The following is a 23555-nucleotide window of genomic DNA, read 5'->3' on the forward strand; positions in this document are numbered from 1 at the left end:
TTAATCTTGTTTTGAGGAGACATTGGTGAAATTATTGACAGGCGAAGCGTTTTATCTCGGTCAGGGTGCTGTGGCGGTTTCGCCAGAGCCAATTTCAGATTTGGGTTGCAAGGATAAATCCAATAAAACAAGGATTGAAACGTGATTTCCAGCCCCATCGTCAAAGAATTCCAGTTCGGCACCCACCGAGTCCGGCTCGAAACCGGCGAAATCGCCCGTCAAGCCGACGGCGCAGTCTTGGTCAACATGGATGACACCGTTGTTTTTGTGACGGTCGTCGTGGATAAACGCTCCAACGTTGAGCGCGATTTCTTGCCGTTGACCGTTGATTATCAAGAAAAAACCTATGCCGCTGGGCGCATCCCCGGCGGCTTTTTTCGGCGTGAAGGGCGTCCCAGCGAAGGCGAAATCCTCACCGCTCGCTTGATTGATCGTCCGGTGCGCCCGCTGTTTGCGGAAGGGTTCTGCAAAGAAGTTCAGGTGATTGCCACCGTTAAATCGTTGAATCCGGCGGTGAATCCAGAAATTCCGGCGTTGATCGGCGCATCTGCGGCGCTGTCGATTGCGGGGCTGCCGTTTAACGGGCCGATTGGCGCGGCGCGAGTTGGTTATAAAAACGGCGAGTACATTTTGAATCCCGCCATGATTGGGTTAGGGCCGGATTCCGATCTTGATTTGATCGTTGCTGGCACGGATCAAGCCGTGTTGATGGTCGAATCGGAAGCGCGGGGCTTGTCGGAAGAAGTGATGCTGGGCGCGGTGCTGTTTGGACATCAGCAGTTCCAGTGCGTGATTCAGGCGATCCGCGAACTCGCCGCCGAGGTGAATAAACCCGCGTTCGCGTGGACGCCACCGCCGCCAAATGCTGAACTCACCGCTGCCGTTGCAGCTGCCTGTGGTGAGCAGATCGCAGCGGCGTATCAAATCCGCGAAAAACAGTTGCGTTACAGTGCGTTAGATGTAGCGCGGGCTGGCGCAGTCGCTGCGTTGACGGGCGGTGAGGCGGCGCAGTGGTCGGAAATGCAGGTGAAAACGGCAATCGAACATCTCGAAAGCCAGACCGTGCGCGGCTCCATTCTTGCTGGCAATCCGCGCATCGACGGACGCGACCGCCACACGGTGCGCCCGATTGCCATTCGCACCAGCGTTCTGCCGCGCACGCACGGCTCGGCGCTGTTCACTCGCGGCGAAACCCAAGCGATGGTCATCACCACGCTCGGCACTGAACGCGATTCGCAGATCATTGACGCGCTGGACGGCGAACGTCGTGAGCATTTCATGCTGCATTACAACTTCCCACCGTTCTGCGTCGGTGAGATTGGGCGCGTTGGCAGCCCGAAACGGCGCGAAATCGGGCACGGTCGGCTGGCCAAACGCGGCATCTTGGCGGTCATGCCCAGCATCGAAGAGTTCCCGTATTCGGTGCGCGTGGTTTCGGAAATCACCGAATCCAACGGCTCCAGTTCGATGGCGAGCGTGTGCGGCACCAGTCTGGCGTTGATGGATGCCGGTGTGCCGATTAAAGCGCCGGTCGCTGGCGTGGCGATGGGTTTGATTAAGGAAGGCGCGGAGTTTGCCGTCCTGACCGACATCATGGGCGACGAGGATCATCTCGGCGATATGGATTTCAAGGTCGCCGGCACCGCTGACGGCATCAACGCGCTGCAAATGGACATCAAAATTGAAGGCATCACGCCGGAGATTATGGAGACCGCGCTGGCGCAGGCCAAAGCTGGGCGGCTGCACATTCTCGGCGAGATGAGCAAGGTCATCACCTCGCATCGCACCGAGATGTCAGAACACGCGCCGCGCATCATCGAGTTCAAAATTCACCCCGAAAAAATCCGCGATGTCATCGGCAAGGGCGGCGCAGTCATCCGTTCGATCACCGAGGAAACCGGCGCGACCATCGACATCAACGATGAAGGCGTGGTGAAGATTTTCTCGGTGGAGAAATCCGCTGGTGAAGAGGCGAAAAAGCGCATCCGCCTGATTACCGCTGATGTCGAAGTCGGCAAAATCTACGAGGGCAAGGTTGCTCGCTTGATGGATTTCGGCGCATTCGTGACGATTCTGCCGGGGCGCGATGGCTTGGTGCATATCTCGCAGATTTGCGAGGAGCGGGTGCAATCGGTCAGCGATAAGCTGAAAGAAGGCGATCAGGTGCGGGTGAAGGTGCTGGAAGTGGACAAGCAGGGACGGATTCGTCTGAGCATGAAAGCAATCGAAATGGGCGAATAAAGCCCCAACTGGGCGCTGGCAATTTGCGCTCCGACCAGCGCCGCCAGTTCCGGCGTTCCCCAATGACGTAACCATTGATAACACGCGCCGCTGCCGCATTCATCCTGCGCCAGCGGCGTTTTTATGCCCATCAGCGCGGCTGGCACCAGCGCAATCAGCACCACGCGCTGCCGGTTGGCGAGCTTGGCGCGTTCCACCGCGTGGCGACCGACGCTCAACGCAACATCCAGCCGATGTTTATCAAGCGGCTGGCGCGGATCAAGTTCCAGCACTTCCAGATCGCAGTGCGGATCAGCCAGCGCCGTCCACGCTGCGGCTGGCAGCGCACTGGCTCCAAACACGATGATCCGCCCCGGCTGCGCGATGCCGCTTGGCGGCGGTGAACAGTCGGCAGCGGGAATCGTCAACCAGCCCGGCTTCACCCACACCGGAGCGCCGCCAGCGCCAGCTTCAGGCGTTGCCATTCACGCTCATGCCCCGGCAAGCCGAAGCGCACACTTGCTGGCTCTGCAAAATAGCGCACCAAAATTCCCTGCTGCGCCAAACCAGCGGCGATGCAGTGGGCATGTTCGGTCATCACCCATTGAAATAACGCCGTCCCGCCGCTGGGTGCCAGCCCATGCTGCGTGAGCAGAGTCGCCAAGCGTGCGGCGGCGAGCGGCAGCGCAGCGCGAGTGGTCATCTGCCACGCGCTATCGGTCAACGCTTGCGTCGCCACCCAGCGCGACGCGCCAGCGACTGTCCAAGGCCCGAGCTGCGCTGCGACCTGTGCGCGTAACGCCTTGTCTGCAAACAGAAATCCCACGCGAGCGCCAGCTAAACCAAAGAATTTGCCGAGCGAGCGCAGCACGATCAAACCGGGGCGGTTGAGATACGGCAACAGGCTGGCGCTCGGCGTGACGTCCATAAATGCTTCATCAACGATCAGCCAACCGCCGCGAGCCGCGAGCCGCTGCTGCCAATGCAACAGCGTGGCGACCGGCCAGCAGTGTCCGGTGGGATTATTCGGATTGATGACAATCAGGCAATCCAGCCGCTCGCTGTCGTCCACCAGCCAGCGGTCGGGATTGGCGCTCAATTCAATCACTTGATGCCCCGCTCGCCGCCAAGCGTGAGCGTGTTCCTGATAACCGACCGCTGGCACACCAACGCGACAAGGCTGGCGCAGCGTCGGCAGCACTTGAATCGCTGCCTGCGAACCAGCGAGCGGCAGCGGTGCCGCTGCGCCGTAATACTGCGCGGCCGCGCTTTCCAAACCGTCGTCATCTTCGGGCAGCCGTTGCCACACCGATTCTGGCGGCAGCGGCACTTGCCAATTGTGCGGATTGACGCCGGTGGACAGATCAAGCCACTGCGCCAGCGGAATGCCCAATCGCGCAGCGGCTTGGCGCAAGCGACCGCCGTGTTCGGGTGGCGTGAGCGGTGAGAGTGGTGAATCGGTGGCAGTGGTCATCGGTGGTTTAAGTGGCTGGCGCAGCATCAGGTGGTAGCGCGTCGGCGTCGGGAAATAATGCCAAATTGGGATCGCGCAGCAGCGCCAACGGCGGTAAATCGTTGAGCGAGCGCAGCCCGAAATACTCCAAAAAAGCGCGGGTAGTCGCGTACAGCGCCGGATGTCCGGGCGTGTCACGATGCCCGATAACGCGCACCCATTCCCGTTCGGTGAGGGTTTGTATCAGGTTGGTGCTGACGGCAACGCCGCGAATCTCCTCAATTTCACTGCGCGTGATCGGCTGGCGATAGGCAATCAGCGCCAGCGTTTCCAGCACGGCGCGGGAGTAGCGCGGAGCGCGTTCTTCCCACAGGCGACTGATCCAAGGTGCCATATCGGCGCGGATTTGCACCCGAAATCCTCCCGCCACTTCGACGATTTCAATCCCGCGAGCCTGATATTCGGCAGCGAGATCGTGCAGCGCAGCGACGAGCTGCGCTCGGTCAGGACGGGCGTCATCTGTAAACAGCGCCCGCAGTTGCTCCAGCGTGAGCGGCGTGCCGGCGGCAAACAGGGCTGCTTCGATGATGTGTTTGAGCGGGGGCATTTTTGGGGGAAGTTGGCAAGAAAAAGTTGTCAGTTGGCGGTTGTCAGTTGGCGGCAAAACCAGAGTTCTGGCTGCGTTGCTGGCGCGATGGGCGCGGATTCGGTGATGGCGACGAGGTTGGCTTTCAGCAGTTCCAGCAGCGCCAGCAGCGTGACCACCACGCCCGCTCGCCCTTCGCGCAGATCACACAGCGCATTAAAACTGCGCGGTGCGCCATCTTGTAACTGCGTCAGCACCGCCGTCATCCGTTCCCGCAATGACAGCGCCTCCACCGCAACGCAGTGATGCGTGAACAAATCGGCGCGGGTCAACACCTCGCGCAGCGCCAGCAGCAGATGCGCCAATTCAACTGGCGGCGGAATGCGCTGGCGCGTCCCCGCTGGCACGGCAGCGCGAGCGATAAACACATCGCGCTCCAAACGCGGCAGCGCATCCAAATCTTGCGCCGCTTGTTTAATCAGCGCGTAGTCCTGCAAGCGTTGAATCAGTTGGCGGCGCAACTCTTCTGGCGTTTGTTCCTCACCATCCACCGTCACGCTCGGCAACAGCAGCCGCGATTTCAATTCGGCAAGCGTGGCGGCCATCACCAAATAATCCGCCGCCAATTCCCAGCGTAATGTCGTCATCAGCTCAACATAAGCCAGATATTGCGCGGCAAGATCGGTGAGCGAAATCGTCAATAAATCAAGATTTTGGCGCTGGATTAAATACAGCAATACATCCAGCGGCCCTTCAAACGTTTCCAAAAATACCGACAGTGCATCCGGCGGAATGTACAAACCCTGCGGCAACGTCAGCAGCGGCTCGCCCGCCACCCGCACCACCGCCGGAAGAGTATGGCTGTCTATTTCCAAATCGCTGGCAACCGTCACCGCATCAGCTCAGATCGCCATCACCAGCGACATCGCGTGGCGCACTTCTTCCATCGTCTCCCGCGCCACGTCCCGCGCCCGTTCACAGCCTTCGTTGAGCACGCTGCGCACCAATTCTGGCTGCGCGGCATATTCCACCGCCCGCGCTTGAATCGGCAGCAATTCCGCCAACACGCCGTCGATGATCGGTTGTTTGCAATCGAGACAGCCAATGCCTGCCGAGCGGCAGCCGGTTTGCACCCACTCGCGCACTGCGTCGTTGGAATACACCTGATGAAACTGCCACACCGGACATTTGTGCGGATCGCCCGGATCGGTGCGCCGCACCCGCGCCGGATCAGTCGGCATCGTCCGCAGCGCCTTTTCCACCACCGCCGGCGGATCACGCAGCGCAATCGTGTTGTGATACGACTTCGACATCTTTTGTCCATCCAAGCCCGGCATCCGCGAGGCTTTAGTCAGCAACGGCTGCGGCTCCGGCAAAATCACCCGCCCGCCGCCTTCTAAATAACCGAGCAGGCGCTCGCGGTCGGCGAGAGTGAGATTGCCCTGACCTTCAATCAAAGCACGGGCGACGGCCAACGCTTCCGCATCGCCCTGTTCTTGATAACGACGCTTGAGCGTGTCAAATAATTTGGCGTTTTTCTTGCCCATTTTGCGCTTGGCATCTTCGGCGCGTTCCTCAAACCCCGGCTCGCGCCCGTACAAATGATTGAACCGCCGCGCCACCTCACGGGTCAGCTCGACGTGCGCCACTTGATCCTCACCGACCGGCACCTGCCCAGCTTTGTAAACGAGAATGTCGGCACTTTGCAGCAGCGGATAACCGAGAAAGCCATAGGTCGCCAGATCGCGCTCTTTCAACCGTTCCTGTTGATCTTTGTAGGTTGGCACCCGCTCCAGCCAGCCCAGCGGCGTCATCATCGACAACAGCAAATGCAGCTCGGCGTGTTCGGGAATGCGGGATTGCACAAAGATCGTCGCCGAGCCGGGATTCAAACCCGCCGCCAGCCAGTCAATCACCATCTCACGGCTGCTGTCGGGGATGCTGGTCGGATCATCGTAATGCGTGGTCAGCGCGTGCCAATCGGCGACAAAAAAGAAACACTCATATTCATGCTGCAATTCCAGCCAATTTTTGAGCACGCCGTGATAGTGCCCCAGATGGAGCTGACCGGTCGGGCGCATTCCCGATAACACCCGCGCATGTTGTGCAGAAACAGAAGACATAACTAAAACCGTCTCGAATCAAACCGCTGGAAGAAAAAGTTTGCTAACGATGTCAGCGCCGGGCAGCACTGCGAGAATGCCGTGAACCGCTGGCAGCAGTACCGAGCCGAGCATTCCAGTAATCAGCAGCGCCAGCAAAATCACCATCCCGTAAGGCTCCGCCCGATAAAACCAACCAGCAGCGCGGGGCGGCAAAATTCCCGTCATCACCCGCCCGCCATCGAGCGGCAGCAGCGGCAGTAAATTCAGCACCATAAAAAAGACGTTAATCAGCACTCCGGCGGCGCTCATGTACACCACCGTCAGCGCCAAGCCGCTACTGAGCGGTTGCAGCAAGGAACCGAGATGCAGCAGCGCCAGCCAGCCCAGCGCCATCAGTAAATTCACGCCCGGTCCAGCAATGGCAACCAGTGCCATATCGCGGCGCGGATGATGCAGATTGCGCCAGTTCACTGGCACCGGTTTGGCCCAGCCGAATAACACGCCGTGCAAAAAAATGAAGGTCAACGCCGGCACCAGCACGGTGCCAATCGGATCAATGTGTTTGAGCGGATTGAAGGTCACGCGCCCCAGTTGTCGCGCCGTGTCGTCACCCAGCCGGTGCGCCACCCAAGCGTGAGCGGCTTCGTGAACGGTGATTGCCAAGATGACCGGCAGCGCCAAAATCGCTACCAGTTGTAACTGCGCCATAAACGCTTGATAAGTGATGTCCATTTGTTCCAATTAGTCCTCAATAAATTGTGTTGCATCGCCCTTGCCCCGCCGTACCAACGTCGGCGGTTCGGTGGTCATATCCACCACGGTGGTTGGTTCCAGCCCGCAGAACCCGCCATCAATAATTAAATCAACGTGTTTATCCAACAGCTCGCGCATGTCATAGGGATCAGTCAGCGGTTCGGTAGCGTCCGGCATGATGAGCGTGGTGCTCAAAATCGGTTGATTCAGTTCGCCGAGCAGCGCCCGACAAATCGCGTGATCGGGAACGCGAATGCCGATGGCTTTGCGCTTCGGATGCAGCAGACGACGCGGCACCTGTTTGGTCGCCTCGTGAACGAAGGTGTACGCGCCGGGCGTGAGCGATTTCAGCAGGCGAAACGCTTGATTGTCGATGCGAGCGTAGGTCGTGATTTCCGACAAATCCCGACACAGCAACGTGAAATTGTGCTTGTCGTCCAAACGCCGAATTCGCCGAATTCGCTCCATCGCGCCCTTCTCGCCGAGCTGACAACCCAGCGCATACGACGAATCAGTTGGATACACCACCACGCCGCCTTCCAACAAAATCTCCACTGCGCGGCGCACCAAACGCGGCTGTGGATTATCGGGATGAATCTGAAAAAACTGCGCCATATCAAAATCCTAGTTCGGCAGCGGCTGGTGATAAATAGTTGTCAGTAAAAGCAAGTTGTGAACGGGCTGCATCTGGCGCGACTGACAACTGATTCAAATCAGCTCCAATCTCGCCACACCGGCACGCAGCTTGTCGGCAACGGCGGCAGACGTCCCAATTGCAACCACGCATGTTCTGGTCCATGAAAATCAGACCCCACCGATGCCAGCAACTGCTGTTCGCGGGCGAGGCGGGCAAAATTCAGAATGTCATCGCGGCTGTGTGTGCTGGTCACGACCTCCAGCGCCGCGCCACCCGCGTTGTGAAATTCTCGGATAAAGCGCAGTAAACGGGTGTGCGTCAGGCGATACCGCCCCGGATGCGCAATCACCGCTTGTCCGCCCGCAGCGCGAATCCAGCTCACCGCAGCTTCCAAACTCGCCCATTGTCCGGCGACGTGTCCGGGTTTGCCGTGCGTCAAAAACCGCTTAAAAACCTCGTTGGTGTCGGCAGCCAGACCGCGCTGCACCAGCAACCGCGCAAAATGCGTGCGTCCAATCAAGCTGCCATTGGAAAACCCTCGCGCTCCTTCATAAGCATCGTCAATGCCATGTTTCGCCAAACGTCGCCCAATTTCTTCCGCTCGCCACGCCCGAAAAGTGCGCAATTCCGCCAGCCCGGTCGCTAATTCTGGCGCATCAACCGCCACTCCCAGCCCGACGATATGCACCGTGCGCTCGCCCCAAGTGGCGGAAATCTCAACGCCAGCAATCAACCGGATGCCGTGCTCCAGCGCAGCAGCGGTCGCCTCAGCGATGCCGGCAGTGGTGTCGTGATCGGTGAGCGCCAGCACCGTCACTCCCGCCGCCGCTGCTCGCGCCACCAACTCGGCGGGAGTCAGGGTGCCGTCAGAAGCGGTGGAATGGGTGTGTAAATCATAGGTGTCATGGTTCATCGCGCTAGTTTAACCGGTCTGATCGCAAAGAAGCGCCCGCTGCGCGTGAGGTTGTGACTTTTTAGAGTTGTCAGTTGTCCGTGAGCGGCGATAACGCTGTTTTTTTACTGACAACCGACAACTGAAAACTGATAACTCAGTTTTGTAGGCACGCAACAGCGCAGCGCGTTAGGATCGCCGCCTTCAAATGCCAAAGCCAATCTACAAGGCGAATGCCGTGAAAATCATCATTTTGGGAGCTGGTCAGGTCGGCAGCTCGGTGGCAGAAAGTCTGGTTTCGGAAGCGAATGAAATCAACGTGATCGACACCGACACCCGCCGCCTGCGGCAATTGCAGGATCGGCTCGATCTGCGCACGGTGGTTGGCAATGCCGCGCTGCCGTCGGTATTGCGACAAGCTGGCGCAGAAGACACCGATTTATTGATTGCCGTGACGCAGAGCGACCAAACCAATCTGTGCGCCTGCCGCACCGCCGAGACCCTGTTCAAAATTCCCACCAAAATTGCCCGCCTGCGTTCCGCCGATTACAGCGTTCATCCTGAACTGTTAGATGCAAAAAACTTCGCCGTCGATTTCAGCATCTGCCCCGAACAGATCGTCACCGATTACCTGTTGAAACTGATCGAATTTCCCGAAGCCTTGCAGGTGTTGGAATTCGCCGACGGCATGGTCAGTCTGGTTGCCGCTCGCGCCGTCGCGGGCGGACCGCTGGTGGGGCATCCGGTCAGCGATTTGCGCCGCCACATGCCCGAAATTGATGCGCGGATCGCCGCCATTTATCGCCGCGATCAACCGATTATGCCGACCGGAGAAACACTGATTGAAGCGGGCGACGAGGTGTTTTATCTCGCCGCCACCCGCGATATTCGCCAAGTGATGACGGAACTGCGTCGCCGCGATCAACCGACACGGCGGCTGATGATTGCCGGTGGCGGCAACATCGGCTCACGATTGGCGGAAGTCGCGCAGGATCGCTACCAAGTCAAGGTGATTGAGGCGAATGAAACCCGAGCGCGGGATTTAGGCTCGGCGCTGAATTCGGCGCTGGTGCTGTGCGGCGATGCGACTGATGAAACGCTGTTAAGTGCTGAAAACATTGATGATATGGACTTTTTTCTGGCGCTGACCAATGACGATGAAAACAACATCATGGCCGCGTTATTGGCAAAAAATCTCGGCGCACGACGAGTGCTGGCGCTGATCAATCGGCGAGCGTATGCCGATTTGTTGCAAGCAGATCGGATTGATATTGCGATTTCGCCCGCGCAGGTTTCAATCGGCTCGCTGCTGGCGCATGTGCGGCGCGGCGATGTCGCCGCCGTTCACAGCTTGCGGCGCGGCGCAGCGGAGGCGCTGGAATTCGTGGTACACGGCGACGCCTCGACCTCAAAAGTGATCGGTCGTCACATTCACGAACTGGATTTGCCGCGTGGTGCCAGCATTGGCGCGATTGTGCGCGGAGTCAGTCAGGACACGCCCGGCGCGAGTTTGCGGCTGGGGCAAGTGTTAATTGCACACGGCGACACGCTGATTGAAGCGGAAGATCACGTCATTCTTTTTTTAGCGAGTAAAGATTTAGTGCCAAAAATTGAGCGATATTTTCAAGTCGGACTGGCGTTTTTCTAAATGCGCGCCCTCCTTTCTGTTACCAACGTACTGGGTTATTTATTGCTGGTATCAAGTGTTATTTACTTGCTGCCGCTGACCTGCGCCCTTATTTATCAAGATGGCACCCTGCTGACTTTTTTAATCAGCGTGATGGTGTGTCTGGTTGTCGGCGGCACACTCACGCTGGCCACCCAACGCTATCGGATGGAATTAAAAGCCCGCGATGGGTTTATTTTAGTGGCGCTATCGTGGGTGCTGATTTCCACAATTGCCACCGTGCCGCTGATGCTGCATGAACAGCTTTCTTTTACGGATGCTTTTTTTGAAATGATGTCGGCGCTCACCACGACTGGCGCAACCGTGATGGTGGGATTAGATACGCTGGCTCCATCAATTAATTTGTGGCGACACGCAATTAACTGGTTGGGCGGCATGGGTATTATCGTGTTAGCAGTTGCGATTTTACCGATGCTCGGCGTCGGCGGAATGCAGTTATTTCGTGCGGAAGTGCCCGGCCCCATTAAAGATGCCAAACTCACCGCCCGCATCGCCGACACTGCTGCCGTATTGTGGGTGATTTATTTGGTATTAACGCTGGCGTGCATTGTGAGTTTATGGCTGGTCGGCATGAGTTGGTTTGATGCGATTTGTCACGCCTTTGCAACGTTAAGTTTAGGCGGTTTTTCAACACATGATGCCAGCGTCGGCGCGTTTAATTCGCCTGCGATTGAATTGGTGTTGATTGTATTTATGGTATTGGCGGCGCTCAACTTTGCCACGCATTTTGCGGTCTGGCGCGAACGTAAATTAACCGCTTATTGGCGCGATACCGAAGCGCGGGGCGTTTTAGCAGTGTTATTTTTAAGCAGCGTCGGCTGTGCCGTATATTTATGGTTTAACGAGATTTATGCCAGCTTTTGGACGGCGCTGCGCTTTGTCAGTTTTAATCTGGTCTCAATTGCCACTGATTGCGGTTTTGCCAATACCGATTATGCGCTCTGGCCGATTTTTGTACCGTATTGGATGCTCTTTTTATCGGCAATTACCGCCAGTTCTGGCTCCACCGGCGGCGGCATTAAAATGATTCGCACCTTGATTTTAGTGCGCCAAAGTGGACGCGAATTAACACGGCTTTTGCATCCATCAATGGCAGCGCCGGTAACGGTGGGCGGTATGCCGATTCCCAACAGCGTGGTCGTCGCCATTTTAGGCTTCATCTTTTTGTATTTTATGAGCATTGTGGCGATGACTTTTTTACTCATTTTTGGCGGCATGGATTTTGTTTCTGCATTTACTGCCGTGATTGCCTGCATTAACAACGCCGGTCCCGGTTTAGGTCAGGTCGGCCCAGCGACGAATTATGCGAGCTTGACTGATTTTGAAACGTGGGTGCTGAGTTTTACGATGTTATTAGGGCGACTTGAGGTGTTTTCTTTACTGGTTTTATTTACACCACAGTTCTGGCGGAAATGATTTTTTAGTTGGCAGTTGTCAACGTATTTTCAAAATAACCGTTTATGCTTAACGCCCATCACTGACAACTGAAAACCGACAACTTAAAAAAGAGACCTCAATCGTTATGCACCACATCATTCAACGCTGCCGCGATATTTATGCAATTGATCGTTGGAGTGAAGGCTATTTCACGATTAACGCTGCCGGTCATCTGTGCGCTCGCCCCGATCCGCGCCAGCCCACCGAGATTGATCTCACTGATTTAGTTGCGGAAATTGCCGCTGAAGGCTTGGCGTTGCCGGTGTTGGTGCGCTTTACCGACATCCTGCGCCATCGCGTCAGCGCCCTGCATCAGGCGTTCACTGACGCCAGCGCCGCCTGCGGCTACAGCGGGCGCTATCAGCCGGTTTATCCGATCAAAGTCAATCAACAAGCGGGCGTCGTGCGCGAGATTCTCCACTCCGGTCACGCCGGGCTGGAGGCGGGCAGCAAACCGGAATTGATGGCGGTGCTCGCACTCGCTCCGCCCGGCGGTTTGATCGTGTGCAACGGCTATAAAGACCGCGAATACATCCGCTTGGCGCTGATTGGGCGGCGGTTGGGGCTGCGCGTTTATCTCGTCATTGAAAAGCTGTCGGAAGTGCCGCTGCTGTTGGAAGAAGCAGCGCGGCTTGAGGTCGCACCGCTGCTCGGCGTGCGGGTGCGGCTGGCGGCAGCAGCGGCGGGTCATTGGCAGAGCAGCGGCGGTGAAAAAGCCAAGTTTGGCTTAACTTCCAACCAGATTTTGCAGTTGATTAAACAGCTTGAAGCCGCCGGGCATTTGGAGTGGTTGCAATTGATGCACGCGCATCTCGGCTCGCAGATTCCGAATGTGCAGGACATTCGCGCCGGAGCTGCGGAATTGGTGCGGTTTTACGCCGAGCTGCGCCGGCTGGGGACGCCGATCAACGTGATTGACGTCGGCGGCGGGCTGGGCGTCGATTATGAAGGCACCGGCACCCGCAATTATTGTTCGGTAAATTATGGACTTAGCGGCTACGCCAGCGCGATTGTCACCACCATCGCTGCCGAATGTCGGCGCTGCAATTTGCCCGAACCGGATTTATTCAGCGAATCGGGGCGGGCGCTGACCGCGCACCACGCCGTGCTCATTACCAACGTCATCGACCGCGAAGAAGCGGGCGGCAGCGCGGTCACGCCGTTGGCAGACGAGGGCGACGTGACTTTGAATGCGCTGGCGCGGTGGCTGCGCGAAGTCGCCGACGCCGCCCCGCAAGAGGTGTACGCCGAAGCGCGAGAATTACGCGCCACTGCCCGCGACCGTTTTGCTCACGATCAATTTGATTTAACGCAGCGGGCGCGAGCTGAAGAATTATTTATGGCGATTTGTCGGGCGTTATCGGAACGTTTGGATATTGGAATACGGCGGCAGCGGGAATTAGCAGATGACATCAACGCCTTGCTGGCAGATAAACTATTTTGTAATTTTTCTCTCTTTCAATCGCTGCCAGATGTATGGGCGCTGGATCAAATTTTTCCCATTGCGCCGATTCAACGCTTAAATGAAATTCCCGCAGCGCGGGCAGTATTACACGATTTAACCTGCGATTCTGATGGCTGCATTGACCATTATGTCGATGAAGGCGGCATTGAAGCGAGTATGCCGGTTCATAGTGGCGCGGGATTAACGGGCGCATATTTACTTGGTTTTTTCATGGTTGGCGCGTATCAAGAAATTCTTGGCGATATGCACAATTTATTTGGCGATACTGATGCCATCAATGTTGAATTAGACGCCAATGCGCCAGCGGGTTATCGCATCCGCGATCCTGAGCGCGGCGATTCAACTGATGAGTTATTGAGCGTGGTGCATTTTGAGCCACGCGTATTGCTGGCGCATTATCGGCGCAAATTGGATGCCGTTGGATTGGATCGCGTGACGCGAGAACAACTGTTTGTTGAATTAAAAGCCGGGTTATACGGATACACCTACTTTGAAAGCTAAAAGTTAGATGTTTTCGTCATGGCAGCACAAGTAACAGAGCGCACAATAATGGGAACTCACACGCACCAGCGGGTTTTATTACGATTGTTTGGCGGCTGGGTTGTGCTGTCCTTACTGATTGGCAGCATCGTTTTTTATTTAGAAATGGGCAAAGTAGATGATCGCGTGTTGAAATTAGCAACACAGGAAGCCAGCACATTTAACAGCGACGTTCTCGATCATTTTAATCCCATCGACCAAGCCCACCCTGAAATCATTCAGCAGATTGAGCAGCTCACCACAGAATTTTTACAGCAGCATTTTATTGTCATTGAATTATACGATGCAGCCAAGAAAAAGTTTCTGGAAAAAAGCCGACCAGAGACAGAATATGTAGAAACTGAACTGAAAAAATATACGCATTCATTCCCGCTTGAAAACTCAGTGCAATACAATAAATTTTATTTTCACTCGTGTATTTATATGCAGGTGTTACTTCCACTGAAAGACAGTCGCGGACAATTAGCGGGATATTTTGAAGGCTTGTATCAAGTAGATGATACAACGTTGCAGAGTATTTTTGATGACGTGATTCGTATTTTGTTACTGGTTGTTGTGATCGTGCTGACCACCTCAATTTTACTGTATCCGTTTATTATTGCGCTCAATCGTGATTTGCTAAAACTATCTGATGATTTATTGCAAGCCAATATCGAACTGATGGCAGTTTTGGGCAGCGCCATTGCGAAACGCGACTCTGACACCAACAGCCATAACTACCGCGTTACCATTTATGCAGTGCGTTTGGCGGAAGAATTAAAGTTACCGCAAAAAGACATCAGTCGTTTGATTTCAGGTGCATTTTTACATGATGTTGGGAAAATTGGCATCAGCGATAATATCTTACTAAAACCCGGACGGTTGACAGCAGAAGAATTTGCGGTAATGCGCACGCATGTCGCTTTAGGTGTCGATATTATTGCGCATTCGGCATGGTTAATTGGTGCCCGCGAAGTTGTAGAACACCACCACGAAAAATACGACGGCAGCGGTTATTTGCACGGTTTCAAAGGTGATGATATTCCATTGAATGCGCGTATTTTCGCAGTGGTTGATGTATTTGATGCGCTGACATCGCGCCGGCCTTATAAAGAGCCAATGGAATTTAATGTAGCAATGATGATTCTGCACCGCGATTGCGGCAGCCACTTTGACCCCAACGTGGTAGACGCTTTTACGCGCATTGCGCAGGAATTATATCAAACAACGGGCTTGGCTTCTGATCGCGCCTTAGAAATAGAACTCACTCAAATCATACAACGCTATAAATCTTTCTACAAAGAAGTATCCAAAAAAGTAAGGTTCACTGAGCCACATATCCCAATCAGTAGTTGGACATTTTAACGACAGCATTACATTGCGCTTTTCGCAAATATCTCGGAGGACATTGATGAAAAACTGTAAGTTATGCCGCTACAGCAAAGTCTGCAACGATTTACCGATGATTTGTATTCTTTTACCTTATATTGCAATTGCGGTTGTCGTGATCGCAGTAAGTTATTTGTTTATCACGCAGGAGTTATTTCCACTGTGACTATTTTACTTGCCAATCCGCGTGGTTTTTGCGCAGGAGTTGATCGCGCTATTGCGATTGTTGAGCGCGTATTAGCGCGTTATAGCGCCCCAATTTATGTGCGCCATGAGGTTGTTCATAATCGTTATGTTGTGGAAGATTTACGCCGGCGCGGTGCAATTTTTATTGAAGAATTGGCGCAGGTACCGGATGGCGCGACCTTAATTTTTAGTGCGCACGGCGTCCCGCAAACGGTGCGGCGCGAGGCGGAACAGCGAGGTTTGCGGGTATTTGATGCGACCTGTCCGTTGGTGACGAAGGTGCATCTGGAGGTGATGCGACATTGCCGCGCCGGGGTGAGCGTTATTCTGATTGGACATCGCGGGCATCCCGAAGTAGAGGGCACGCTCGGTCAATATGACAGTGCCACTGGCGGCATCTATCTCGTTGAAAATGTTGCTGATGTGGCGACCATGACGCTGCCAGCAACGGTGGCGCTGGCGTATGTCACCCAAACGACGCTCTCGTTGGATGACAGCGTGGCGATCATTGCGGCGCTGCGGGAGCGGTTTCCGGCGATTCAGGGGCCAAAGAAAAGCGACATCTGCTACGCCACGCAAAATCGCCAAGATGCGGTGCGGACGCTGGCGGAGCGCAGCGAGCTGCTGCTGGTCGTCGGTTCGCCCAACAGTTCCAATTCCAATCGGCTGCGGGAGCTGGCAGAGCGACAAGGCTGCGTGGCCTATCTCATTGATGGTGCAGATGATTTGCGCCGCGAGTGGTTTGCTGCCGCGCCACGAGTTGGCATCACTGCTGGCGCTTCGGCACCGGAGATTTTGGTGACGCAGGTGGTCGCCAAGCTGCGCGAATGGGGGCTGACGGAGGTGCAGGAATTAGACGGCATCCGTGAGCAAATTGTATTTACTTTGCCGCCAGAATTGGTTGAATCTGACCAAACATAATCAGTTGTCATCGTTTCACCGTGAAACGAGCAATTTTTAACCATCGTTTTAGTGGTCACGCACATGACTGAATTAAGCACGTTATACGAAACAGATTACAGCGCGTGGACATTACAAACGGCGGAGTTAATTCGCGCCGGTCGTTTTGCAGAACTTGATATTGAACATTTGTTAGTTGAACTCAGCGACCTGAGCAAGAGCGACCGCCGCGAACTTTACAATCGGCTTTTGATTTTGATTGCTCATTTATTAAAATGGGAATATCAATATCAGATTTTATCTGAACGCTGGCGTGAGTTTAAAAGTGATAGTTGGCAGCGCACCATTATTGAACAACGTAAACGGATTGTCGTGTTATTTCGGCAATCACCCGGCTTAAAGGTAATTGTCGATGAGGTTATTGCTGAGGTTTATCCTGATGCAGTTGATTTGGCGAGCGATGAAACGCGATTACCAATAATGACATTTCCAACAACGTGTTCTTATACGCTTGAACAATTGCTAGATAAAACGTTTTATCCACATATCAACCACTTTGGAGAATGACCATGCTTGACCGTATGCGATCTTTTCATTCACTGGCGCGTGGGGTGGGATTGATTGCCCTGCTCGCGCTGACTATTCCCGCTCCCGCCGACGGTCTCAACGATACCGGCATCACACCGTCATATTCATACGAGACTGATTTCATAATCGCTGAGGTAAATCGACTGCAAAAACAAGCTGATGCTGATCAAATAAAAGATGATGCACCTGCACAACTTCAGCTCTACATCCAGCAATTATTAACAACGGAAAATTCAAAAGCTAATCCAATTGAAAATGATCGCTTGATCAACGCCCTTAATATTGTTGAGATGTTGAGTAATCAATGGCGAGAAAATTCTAATTCACAATCTAAGCGCACAGCAAAATCAGGCACAACGACAACTTACCAATTAATTTTTGATTCAATGTTTTATAGCAATGGAGACTATGACTTTGGTTCGGTAGCAATTGGCAGTAGTGCAACGCGCACAATAACTGTGACTAATACAGGAACTGGCACTATTACCTTCAAAAGTGGTTATCCGCAAGTAAGTTATTCAAGTCCTTACACTCTCAATACAGGGACATGCACTGGTTCATTAGTACCTAGTGCATCATGCACTATGACGGTAACATTCACACCTCAAATTGCAGGATCGCCTGCCGGATACGTTGCTGTTTATATTAACGAATCTACGGATAATTTTTTTGCATATTTATCTGGAACAACAGCAGCAGTATACACCCACCAATTAACCTTTGATTCAATGTTTTATAGCAATGGAGACTATGACTTTGGTTCGGTAGCAATTGGCAGTAGTGCAACGCGCACAATAACTGTGACTAATACAGGAACTGGCACCATTACCTTCAAAAGTGGTTATCCGCAAGTAAGTTATTCAAGTCCTTACACTCTCAATACAGGGACATGTACTGGTTCATTAGTACCTAGTGCATCATGCACTATGACAGTAACATTCACACCTCAAATTGCAGGATCGCCTGCCGGATACGTTGCTGTTTATATTAACGAATCTACGGATACTTTTTTTGCATATTTATCTGGAACAACAGCAGCAATATACACCTACCAATTAACCTTTGATTCAATGTTTTATAGCAATGGAGACTATGACTTTGGTTCGGTAGCAATTGGCAGTAGTGCAACGCGCACAATAACTGTGACTAATACGGGAACTGGCACTATTACCTTCAAAAGTGGTTATCCGCAAGTAAGTTATTCAAGTCCTTACACTCTCAATACAGGGACATGTACTGGTTCATTAGTACCTAGTACATCATGCACTATGACAGTAACATTCACACCTCAAATTGCAGGATCGCCTGCCGGATACGTTGCTGTTTATATTAACGAATCTACGGATACTTTTTTTGCATATTTATCTGGAACAGCAAATATTGCTTCAACTCATTCGCTCTCAATCAATAAAAGCGGCAACGGATTGATTTACAGCGACGACTACAAAATCAATTGCGGCTCGACTTGTTCCGCCAATTTCAATGGTGGCATCATCGTTAATCTCAATACCACGCCCGATGCTGGCTATATTTTTAGTAATTGGAGCAATGGCTGCACCGGATCGGGCGCGTGTTCAATTCTAATGAACAGCGCAAAAGCGGTATTAGCAACATTTAATCCTGCGCCGACTTATGCCATCGGGTTAATTGCCAATCCCAGCGCGGGCGGCAGCGTCACTTGCAGCGTCAATCCGGTAATACAAGGCGGCTCAACGAATTGCACTGCAACGCCAAATACCGGTTACACGTTTACTGGATTTGGTGGTGATTGTTACGGAACGAGTTGCAGCTTGACGAATATCACTGTGAATAAAACCGTGACGGCGAATTTCACCGCAATCACTTATCCAATCAACGCCACTGCGAATCCGTCACTTGGCGGCAACGTGAGTTGTAGCGTTAATCCGGTGACTTACGGCGGCTCCAGTAATTGCACCGCCACGCCAAACTCCGGTTACACGTTTACTGGATTTAGTGGCGATTGCAACGGCACGAATTGCAGCTTGACGAATGTCACCGGCAATAAAACCGTGACGGCGAATTTCACCGCAATCACTTATCCAATTAACGCCACTGCAAATCCTTCAATTGGCGGCAACGTGAGTTGCAGCGTTAATCCGGTTGCTTATGGCGGCTCCAGTAATTGCGCCGCAACGCCAAACTCCGGTTATACGTTTACCGGCTTTGGTGGTGATTGCAGCGGCACGAGTTGCAGCTTGACGAATGTCACTGCGACTAAAACCGTGACGGCGAATTTCACTGCAATCACTTATCCAATTAACGCCACTGCGAATCCTTCAATTGGCGGCAGCGTGAGTTGCAGCGTTAATCCGGTTGCTTATGGCGGCTCCAGTAATTGCACCGCAACAGCAAATGCGGGTTATACGTTTACCGGCTTTGCTGGTGATTGCTACGGAACGAGTTGCAGCTTGAATAACGTCACCAGCAATAAAACTGTGACGGCGAATTTCACTGCGATCACTTATCCAATTAACGCCACTGCGAATCCTTCAATTGGCGGCAGCGTGAATTGCAGCGTTAATCCAGTGACTTATGGCGGTTCCAGTAATTGCACCGCAACGCCAAACTCCGGATACACGTTTACTGGATTTGCTGGTGATTGCTACGGAACGAGTTGTAGCTTGACGAATGTCACTGCGACTAAAACTGTGACGGCGAATTTCACCGCAATCACTTATCCAATTAACGCCACTGCGAATCCGTCAACTGGTGGTAACGTGAGTTGCAGCGTTAATCCGGTGGCTTATGGCGGCTCCAGTAATTGCGCAGCAACAGCAAATGCCGGTTACACGTTTACTGGCTTTGGTGGTGATTGCTACGGAACGAGTTGCAGCTTGACGAATGTCACTGCGACTAAAACCGTGACGGCGAATTTCACCGCAATCACTTATCCAATTACCGCCACTGCAAATCCTTCAATTGGTGGCAGCGTGAATTGCAGCGTTAATCCAGTGAGTTATGGCGGTTCGAGTAATTGCAGCGCCACGCCAAACGCCGGTTATACGTTTACTGGCTTTGGTGGTGATTGCTACGGAACGAGTTGTAGCTTGACGAATGTCACTGCGACTAAAACTGTGACGGCGAATTTCACTGCGATCACTTATCCAATTAACGCCACTGCCAATCCTTCAATTGGCGGCAGCGTCACTTGCAGCGTCAATCCGGTAATACAAGGCGGATCAACGAATTGCACTGCAACGCCAAATAACGGTTATAGCTTCACCGGTTTTAGTGGCGATTGCAGCGGCACGAGTTGCAGCTTGAATAACGTCACTGCGAATAAAACTGTGACGGCGAACTTCACCGCAATCACTTATCCAATTAACGCCACTGCAAATCCTTCAATTGGCGGTAATGTGATTTGTAGCGTTAATCCAGTGACTTACGGCGGCTCCAGTAATTGCACTGCGACACCAAAGACTGGTTATAACTTCACCAATTTTAGTGGTGATTGCAGCGGCACGAGTTGCAGCTTGACGAATGTCACCAGCAATAAAACCGTGACGGCGAATTTCACTGCGATCACTTATCCAATTACCGCCACCGCCAATCCATCAATTGGCGGCAACGTGATTTGCAGCGTTAATCCGGTGACTTATGGCGGTTCCAGTAATTGCACCGCAACGGCAAATGCTGGTTATACGTTTACTGGATTTGGTGGCGATTGCAGCGGCACGAGTTGTAGCTTGACGAATGTCACTGCGACTAAAACCGTGACGGCGAATTTCACCGCAATCACTTATCCAATTAACGCCACTGCAAATCCGTCACTTGGCGGCAATGTGAGTTGCAGCGTTAATCCAGTGACTTATGGCAGTTCCAGTAATTGCGCAGCAACAGCAAATACGGGTTATACATTTACCGGCTTTGGTGGTGATTGCAGCGGCACGAGTTGCAGCTTAACGAATGTCACTGCGACTAAAACTGTGACGGCGAATTTCACCGCAATCACTTATCCAATTAACGCCACTGCAAATCCGTCACTTGGCGGCAATGTGAGTTGCAGCGTTAATCCAGTGACTTATGGCAGTTCCAGTAATTGCGCAGCAACAGCAAATACGGGTTATACGTTTACTGGATTTGGTGGTGATTGCTACGGAACGAGTTGCAGCTTGACGAATGTCACTGCGACTAAAACCGTGACGGCGAATTTCACTGCGATCACTTATCCAATTAACGCCACTGCAAATCCTTCAATTGGCGGTAGCGTGAGTTGTAGCGTTAATCCGGTGGCTTATGGCGGTTCGAGTAATTGCGCAGCAACGGCAAATACGGGTTATACGTTTACCGGCTTTGGTGGCGATTGCAGCGGCACGAGTTGCAGCTTGACGAATGTCACTGCGACTAAAACCGTGACGGCGAATTTCACCGCAATCACTTATCCAATTAACGCCGCTGCAAATCCGTCAATTGGCGGTAGCGTGAGTTGCAGCGTTAATCCGGTTGTTTATGGCGGTTCGAGTAATTGCGCAGCAACGGCAAATACGGGTTATACGTTTACTGGATTTGGTGGTGATTGCAGCGGTACGAGTTGCAGCTTGACGAATGTCACTGCGAATAAAACCGTGACGGCGAATTTCACCGCAATCACTTATCCAATTAACGCCACTGCGAATCCGTCAATTGGCGGCAATGTGAGTTGCAGCGTTAATCCGGTGGCTTATGGCAGTTCCAGTAATTGCACCGCAACAGCAAATGCGGGTTATACATTTACTGGATTTGCTGGTGATTGCAGCGGCACGAGTTGTAGCTTGACGAATATCACTGCGACTAAAACTGTGACGGCGAATTTCACCGCAATCACTTATCCAATTAACGCCACTGCCAATCCATCAATTGGCGGCAATGTGAGTTGCAGCGTTAATCCAGTGACTTACGGCGGTTCGAGTAATTGCACTGCGACACCAAAGATTGGTTATAACTTCACCAATTTTAGTGGTGATTGCAGCGGCACGAGTTGCAGCTTGACGAATGTCACCAGCAATAAAACCGTGACGGCGAATTTCACTGCGATCACTTATCCAATTAACGCCACTGCAAATCCTTCAATTGGCGGCAATGTGAGTTGTAGCGTTAATCCAGTGAGTTATGGCGGTTCGAGTAATTGCACTGCGACACCAAAGACTGGTTATAACTTCAGTGGATTTAGCGGCGATTGCGGCGGCACGAGTTGCAGCTTGACGAATGTCACCAGCAATAAAACCGTGACGGCGAATTTCACTGCGATCACTTATCCAATTACCGCCACTGCGAATCCGTCACTTGGTGGCAATGTGAGTTGCAGCGTTAATCCAGTGACTTACGGCGGCTCCAGTAATTGTACCGCAACGCCAAAGACTGGTTATAACTTCAGTGGATTTAGCGGCGATTGCAGCGGCACGAGTTGCAGCTTGACGAATGTTACTGTGAATAAAACCGTGACGGCGAATTTCACCGCAATCACTTATCCAATTAACGCCACTGCCAATCCGTCACTTGGTGGCAGCGTGAATTGCAGCGTTAATCCGGTGGCTTATGGCGGTTCGAGTAATTGCGTAGTAACAGCAAATGCGGGTTATACATTTACCGGCTTTGGTGGTGATTGCAGCGGCACGAGTTGCAGCTTGAATAACGTCACCGGCAATAAAACCGTGACGGCGAATTTCACCGCAATCACTTATCCAATTAACGCCACTGCCAATCCTTCAATTGGTGGCAACGTGAGTTGCAGCGTTAATCCAGTGGCTTATGGCGGTTCAAGTAATTGCACTGCGACACCAAAGACTGGTTATAACTTCAGTGGATTTAGCGGCGATTGCAGCGGCACGAGTTGCAGCTTGACGAATGTTACTGCGAATAAAACCGTGACGGCGAATTTCAAGTTAACAGCAGGTTATGTGCTTAATGTCATTAAAAAAGGCACGGGATCGGGTGTTGTCACTACTACTGATGGTAAAATTAGTTGTGGCATGGATTGCAATGAAAGCTATATGAATGGAAAATCAGTCACGCTGAAAGCAATTTCTGATGTCGGTTCTGTATTTACTGGTTGGAGTGGCGATTGCAGTGGTACTAACACCTGTACTGTTAGTATGAATGCAGTGAAAAATATCACGGCAACCTTTACTACAACAGCAGTTGATTTAGTCATTACCAATATGGTCATTACGCCCGCGTCACCAAGCGCAAATGATTTTTTTGACATTAGCGTTACGGTAAAGAACTTTGCGAAAAAAGCATTGGATGCGGGTGATTTGACAATTTGGAAAAGTCAAACCAAGCTCGGTACTTGCGGGGCATTAGGTAATGCACGTACTCGCGTTGGTACTTTAGCTGTTGGGGCGAGCCGCACGTTAACAGCGCGATTACGGGCGCCCAACGCGGGAACTTATACGGCGCGGGCATTTATTGATAGCCGCTGTGTCACAACAGAAACCAGTGAAAAGGATAATCAGTTGGGTAAACTCTATACAGTAAAATAATCACTGCTGTTTTTATGATTGTCAGCCTCCCTTTCTACAAAGGGAGGCTTTTTTATAAAACTACTTTCAATCCTTGTTGTATTGGATTTAGCGTTGCAACGCACTTATTTGATGCAGGGATAAAGATATTATAGTTGTCCGCAAAACTAACCATACAGCACCCAAGGCACGAACTGTTCTATCCAGCCCTTGGCATAGCTTGATGATTTGCTGAATACAGCCCAAGAATCAGAGATGACTGACTTTAAGTACTCAT

Annotated in this window: 17 protein-coding genes and 1 pseudogene; 10 read left to right on the forward strand and 8 right to left on the reverse strand. The window is 52.7% G+C overall.

Annotated elements, in window-relative coordinates; genetic code table 11:
* Positions 1-141 precede the first annotated feature (141 nt).
* Positions 142-2241, forward strand: coding sequence for a polyribonucleotide nucleotidyltransferase (gene pnp, locus CKO12_RS03740; protein WP_200153391.1), 2100 nt, complete (start codon positions 142-144; stop codon positions 2239-2241).
* Here the strand turns inward: pnp and CKO12_RS03745 are convergent.
* The 8 genes from CKO12_RS03745 to CKO12_RS03780 form a co-directional block, all read right to left on the reverse strand.
* Entirely contained in the window at positions 2160-2705 is a 546-nt protein-coding gene (locus CKO12_RS03745; RefSeq protein ID WP_200153392.1) for a hypothetical protein, read from the reverse strand. The genes pnp and CKO12_RS03745 overlap by 82 nt on opposite strands.
* The gene (gene cobD / locus CKO12_RS03750) at positions 2660-3694 is read right to left on the reverse strand and encodes a threonine-phosphate decarboxylase CobD (protein WP_200153393.1); all 1035 of its coding nucleotides are present in this window, start codon (positions 3692-3694) and stop codon (positions 2660-2662) included. Before cobD ends, CKO12_RS03745 begins: the two co-directional genes overlap by 46 nt.
* A gap of 7 nt (positions 3695-3701) precedes the next feature.
* Positions 3702-4280, reverse strand: a complete 579-nt coding sequence (scpB, locus tag CKO12_RS03755; protein ID WP_200153394.1) for an SMC-Scp complex subunit ScpB — start codon at positions 4278-4280, stop codon at positions 3702-3704.
* Between the two features lie 29 nt (positions 4281-4309).
* The gene (locus CKO12_RS03760; RefSeq protein WP_200153395.1) at positions 4310-5152 is read right to left on the reverse strand and encodes a segregation/condensation protein A; all 843 of its coding nucleotides are present in this window, start codon (positions 5150-5152) and stop codon (positions 4310-4312) included.
* Between the two features lie 9 nt (positions 5153-5161).
* Positions 5162-6382 (reverse strand): tryptophan--tRNA ligase, encoded by a 1221-nt coding sequence (locus CKO12_RS03765; RefSeq protein WP_200153396.1) that lies wholly within the window; start codon positions 6380-6382, stop codon positions 5162-5164.
* 18 nt (positions 6383-6400) lie between these two features.
* Entirely contained in the window at positions 6401-7096 is a 696-nt protein-coding gene (locus tag CKO12_RS03770; RefSeq protein ID WP_242466190.1) for a site-2 protease family protein, read from the reverse strand.
* A 9-nt stretch (positions 7097-7105) separates the two neighbouring features.
* The gene (locus CKO12_RS03775) at positions 7106-7732 is read right to left on the reverse strand and encodes an L-threonylcarbamoyladenylate synthase (protein WP_200153397.1); all 627 of its coding nucleotides are present in this window, start codon (positions 7730-7732) and stop codon (positions 7106-7108) included.
* A 98-nt stretch (positions 7733-7830) separates the two neighbouring features.
* A complete protein-coding gene (locus CKO12_RS03780; protein WP_200153398.1) occupies positions 7831-8667 on the reverse strand; it encodes a PHP domain-containing protein in 837 nt (278 codons plus the stop codon).
* 217 nt (positions 8668-8884) lie between these two features.
* Here CKO12_RS03780 and trkA point away from each other — a divergent pair, with 217 nt between their 5' ends.
* From trkA to CKO12_RS03820, 9 genes and pseudogenes are all read left to right on the forward strand, one after another.
* Complete coding sequence (trkA, locus tag CKO12_RS03785) at positions 8885-10294, forward strand: Trk system potassium transporter TrkA (RefSeq protein WP_200153412.1); 1410 nt, start codon at positions 8885-8887, stop codon at positions 10292-10294.
* Positions 10295-11749, forward strand: coding sequence for a TrkH family potassium uptake protein (locus tag CKO12_RS03790; protein WP_200153399.1), 1455 nt, complete (start codon positions 10295-10297; stop codon positions 11747-11749).
* Between the two features lie 106 nt (positions 11750-11855).
* Positions 11856-13736, forward strand: coding sequence for a biosynthetic arginine decarboxylase (gene speA, locus CKO12_RS03795; protein WP_200153400.1), 1881 nt, complete (start codon positions 11856-11858; stop codon positions 13734-13736).
* 48 nt (positions 13737-13784) lie between these two features.
* Complete coding sequence (locus CKO12_RS03800; protein ID WP_200153401.1) at positions 13785-15119, forward strand: HD-GYP domain-containing protein; 1335 nt, start codon at positions 13785-13787, stop codon at positions 15117-15119.
* Between the two features lie 46 nt (positions 15120-15165).
* The gene (locus CKO12_RS03805; RefSeq protein ID WP_200153402.1) at positions 15166-15309 is read left to right on the forward strand and encodes a hypothetical protein; all 144 of its coding nucleotides are present in this window, start codon (positions 15166-15168) and stop codon (positions 15307-15309) included.
* Positions 15306-16250, forward strand: coding sequence for a 4-hydroxy-3-methylbut-2-enyl diphosphate reductase (gene ispH, locus CKO12_RS03810; protein ID WP_200153403.1), 945 nt, complete (start codon positions 15306-15308; stop codon positions 16248-16250). The genes CKO12_RS03805 and ispH overlap by 4 nt, the downstream gene beginning before the upstream one ends.
* A 63-nt stretch (positions 16251-16313) precedes the next feature.
* Positions 16314-16796 (forward strand): DUF29 domain-containing protein, encoded by a 483-nt coding sequence (locus tag CKO12_RS03815; RefSeq protein WP_200153404.1) that lies wholly within the window; start codon positions 16314-16316, stop codon positions 16794-16796.
* A gap of 311 nt (positions 16797-17107) precedes the next feature.
* Positions 17108-18175: pseudogene (locus CKO12_RS15345) on the forward strand (choice-of-anchor D domain-containing protein); the annotation flags it as partial.
* A gap of 66 nt (positions 18176-18241) precedes the next feature.
* On the forward strand, positions 18242-23299 hold the full coding sequence (locus CKO12_RS03820) for a beta strand repeat-containing protein (protein ID WP_242466191.1): 5058 nt from the start codon (positions 18242-18244) through the stop codon (positions 23297-23299).
* Positions 23300-23555 lie beyond the last annotated feature (256 nt).

The organism is Chromatium okenii, from assembly GCF_016583745.1.
GTDB lineage: Bacteria > Pseudomonadota > Gammaproteobacteria > Chromatiales > Chromatiaceae > Chromatium > Chromatium okenii.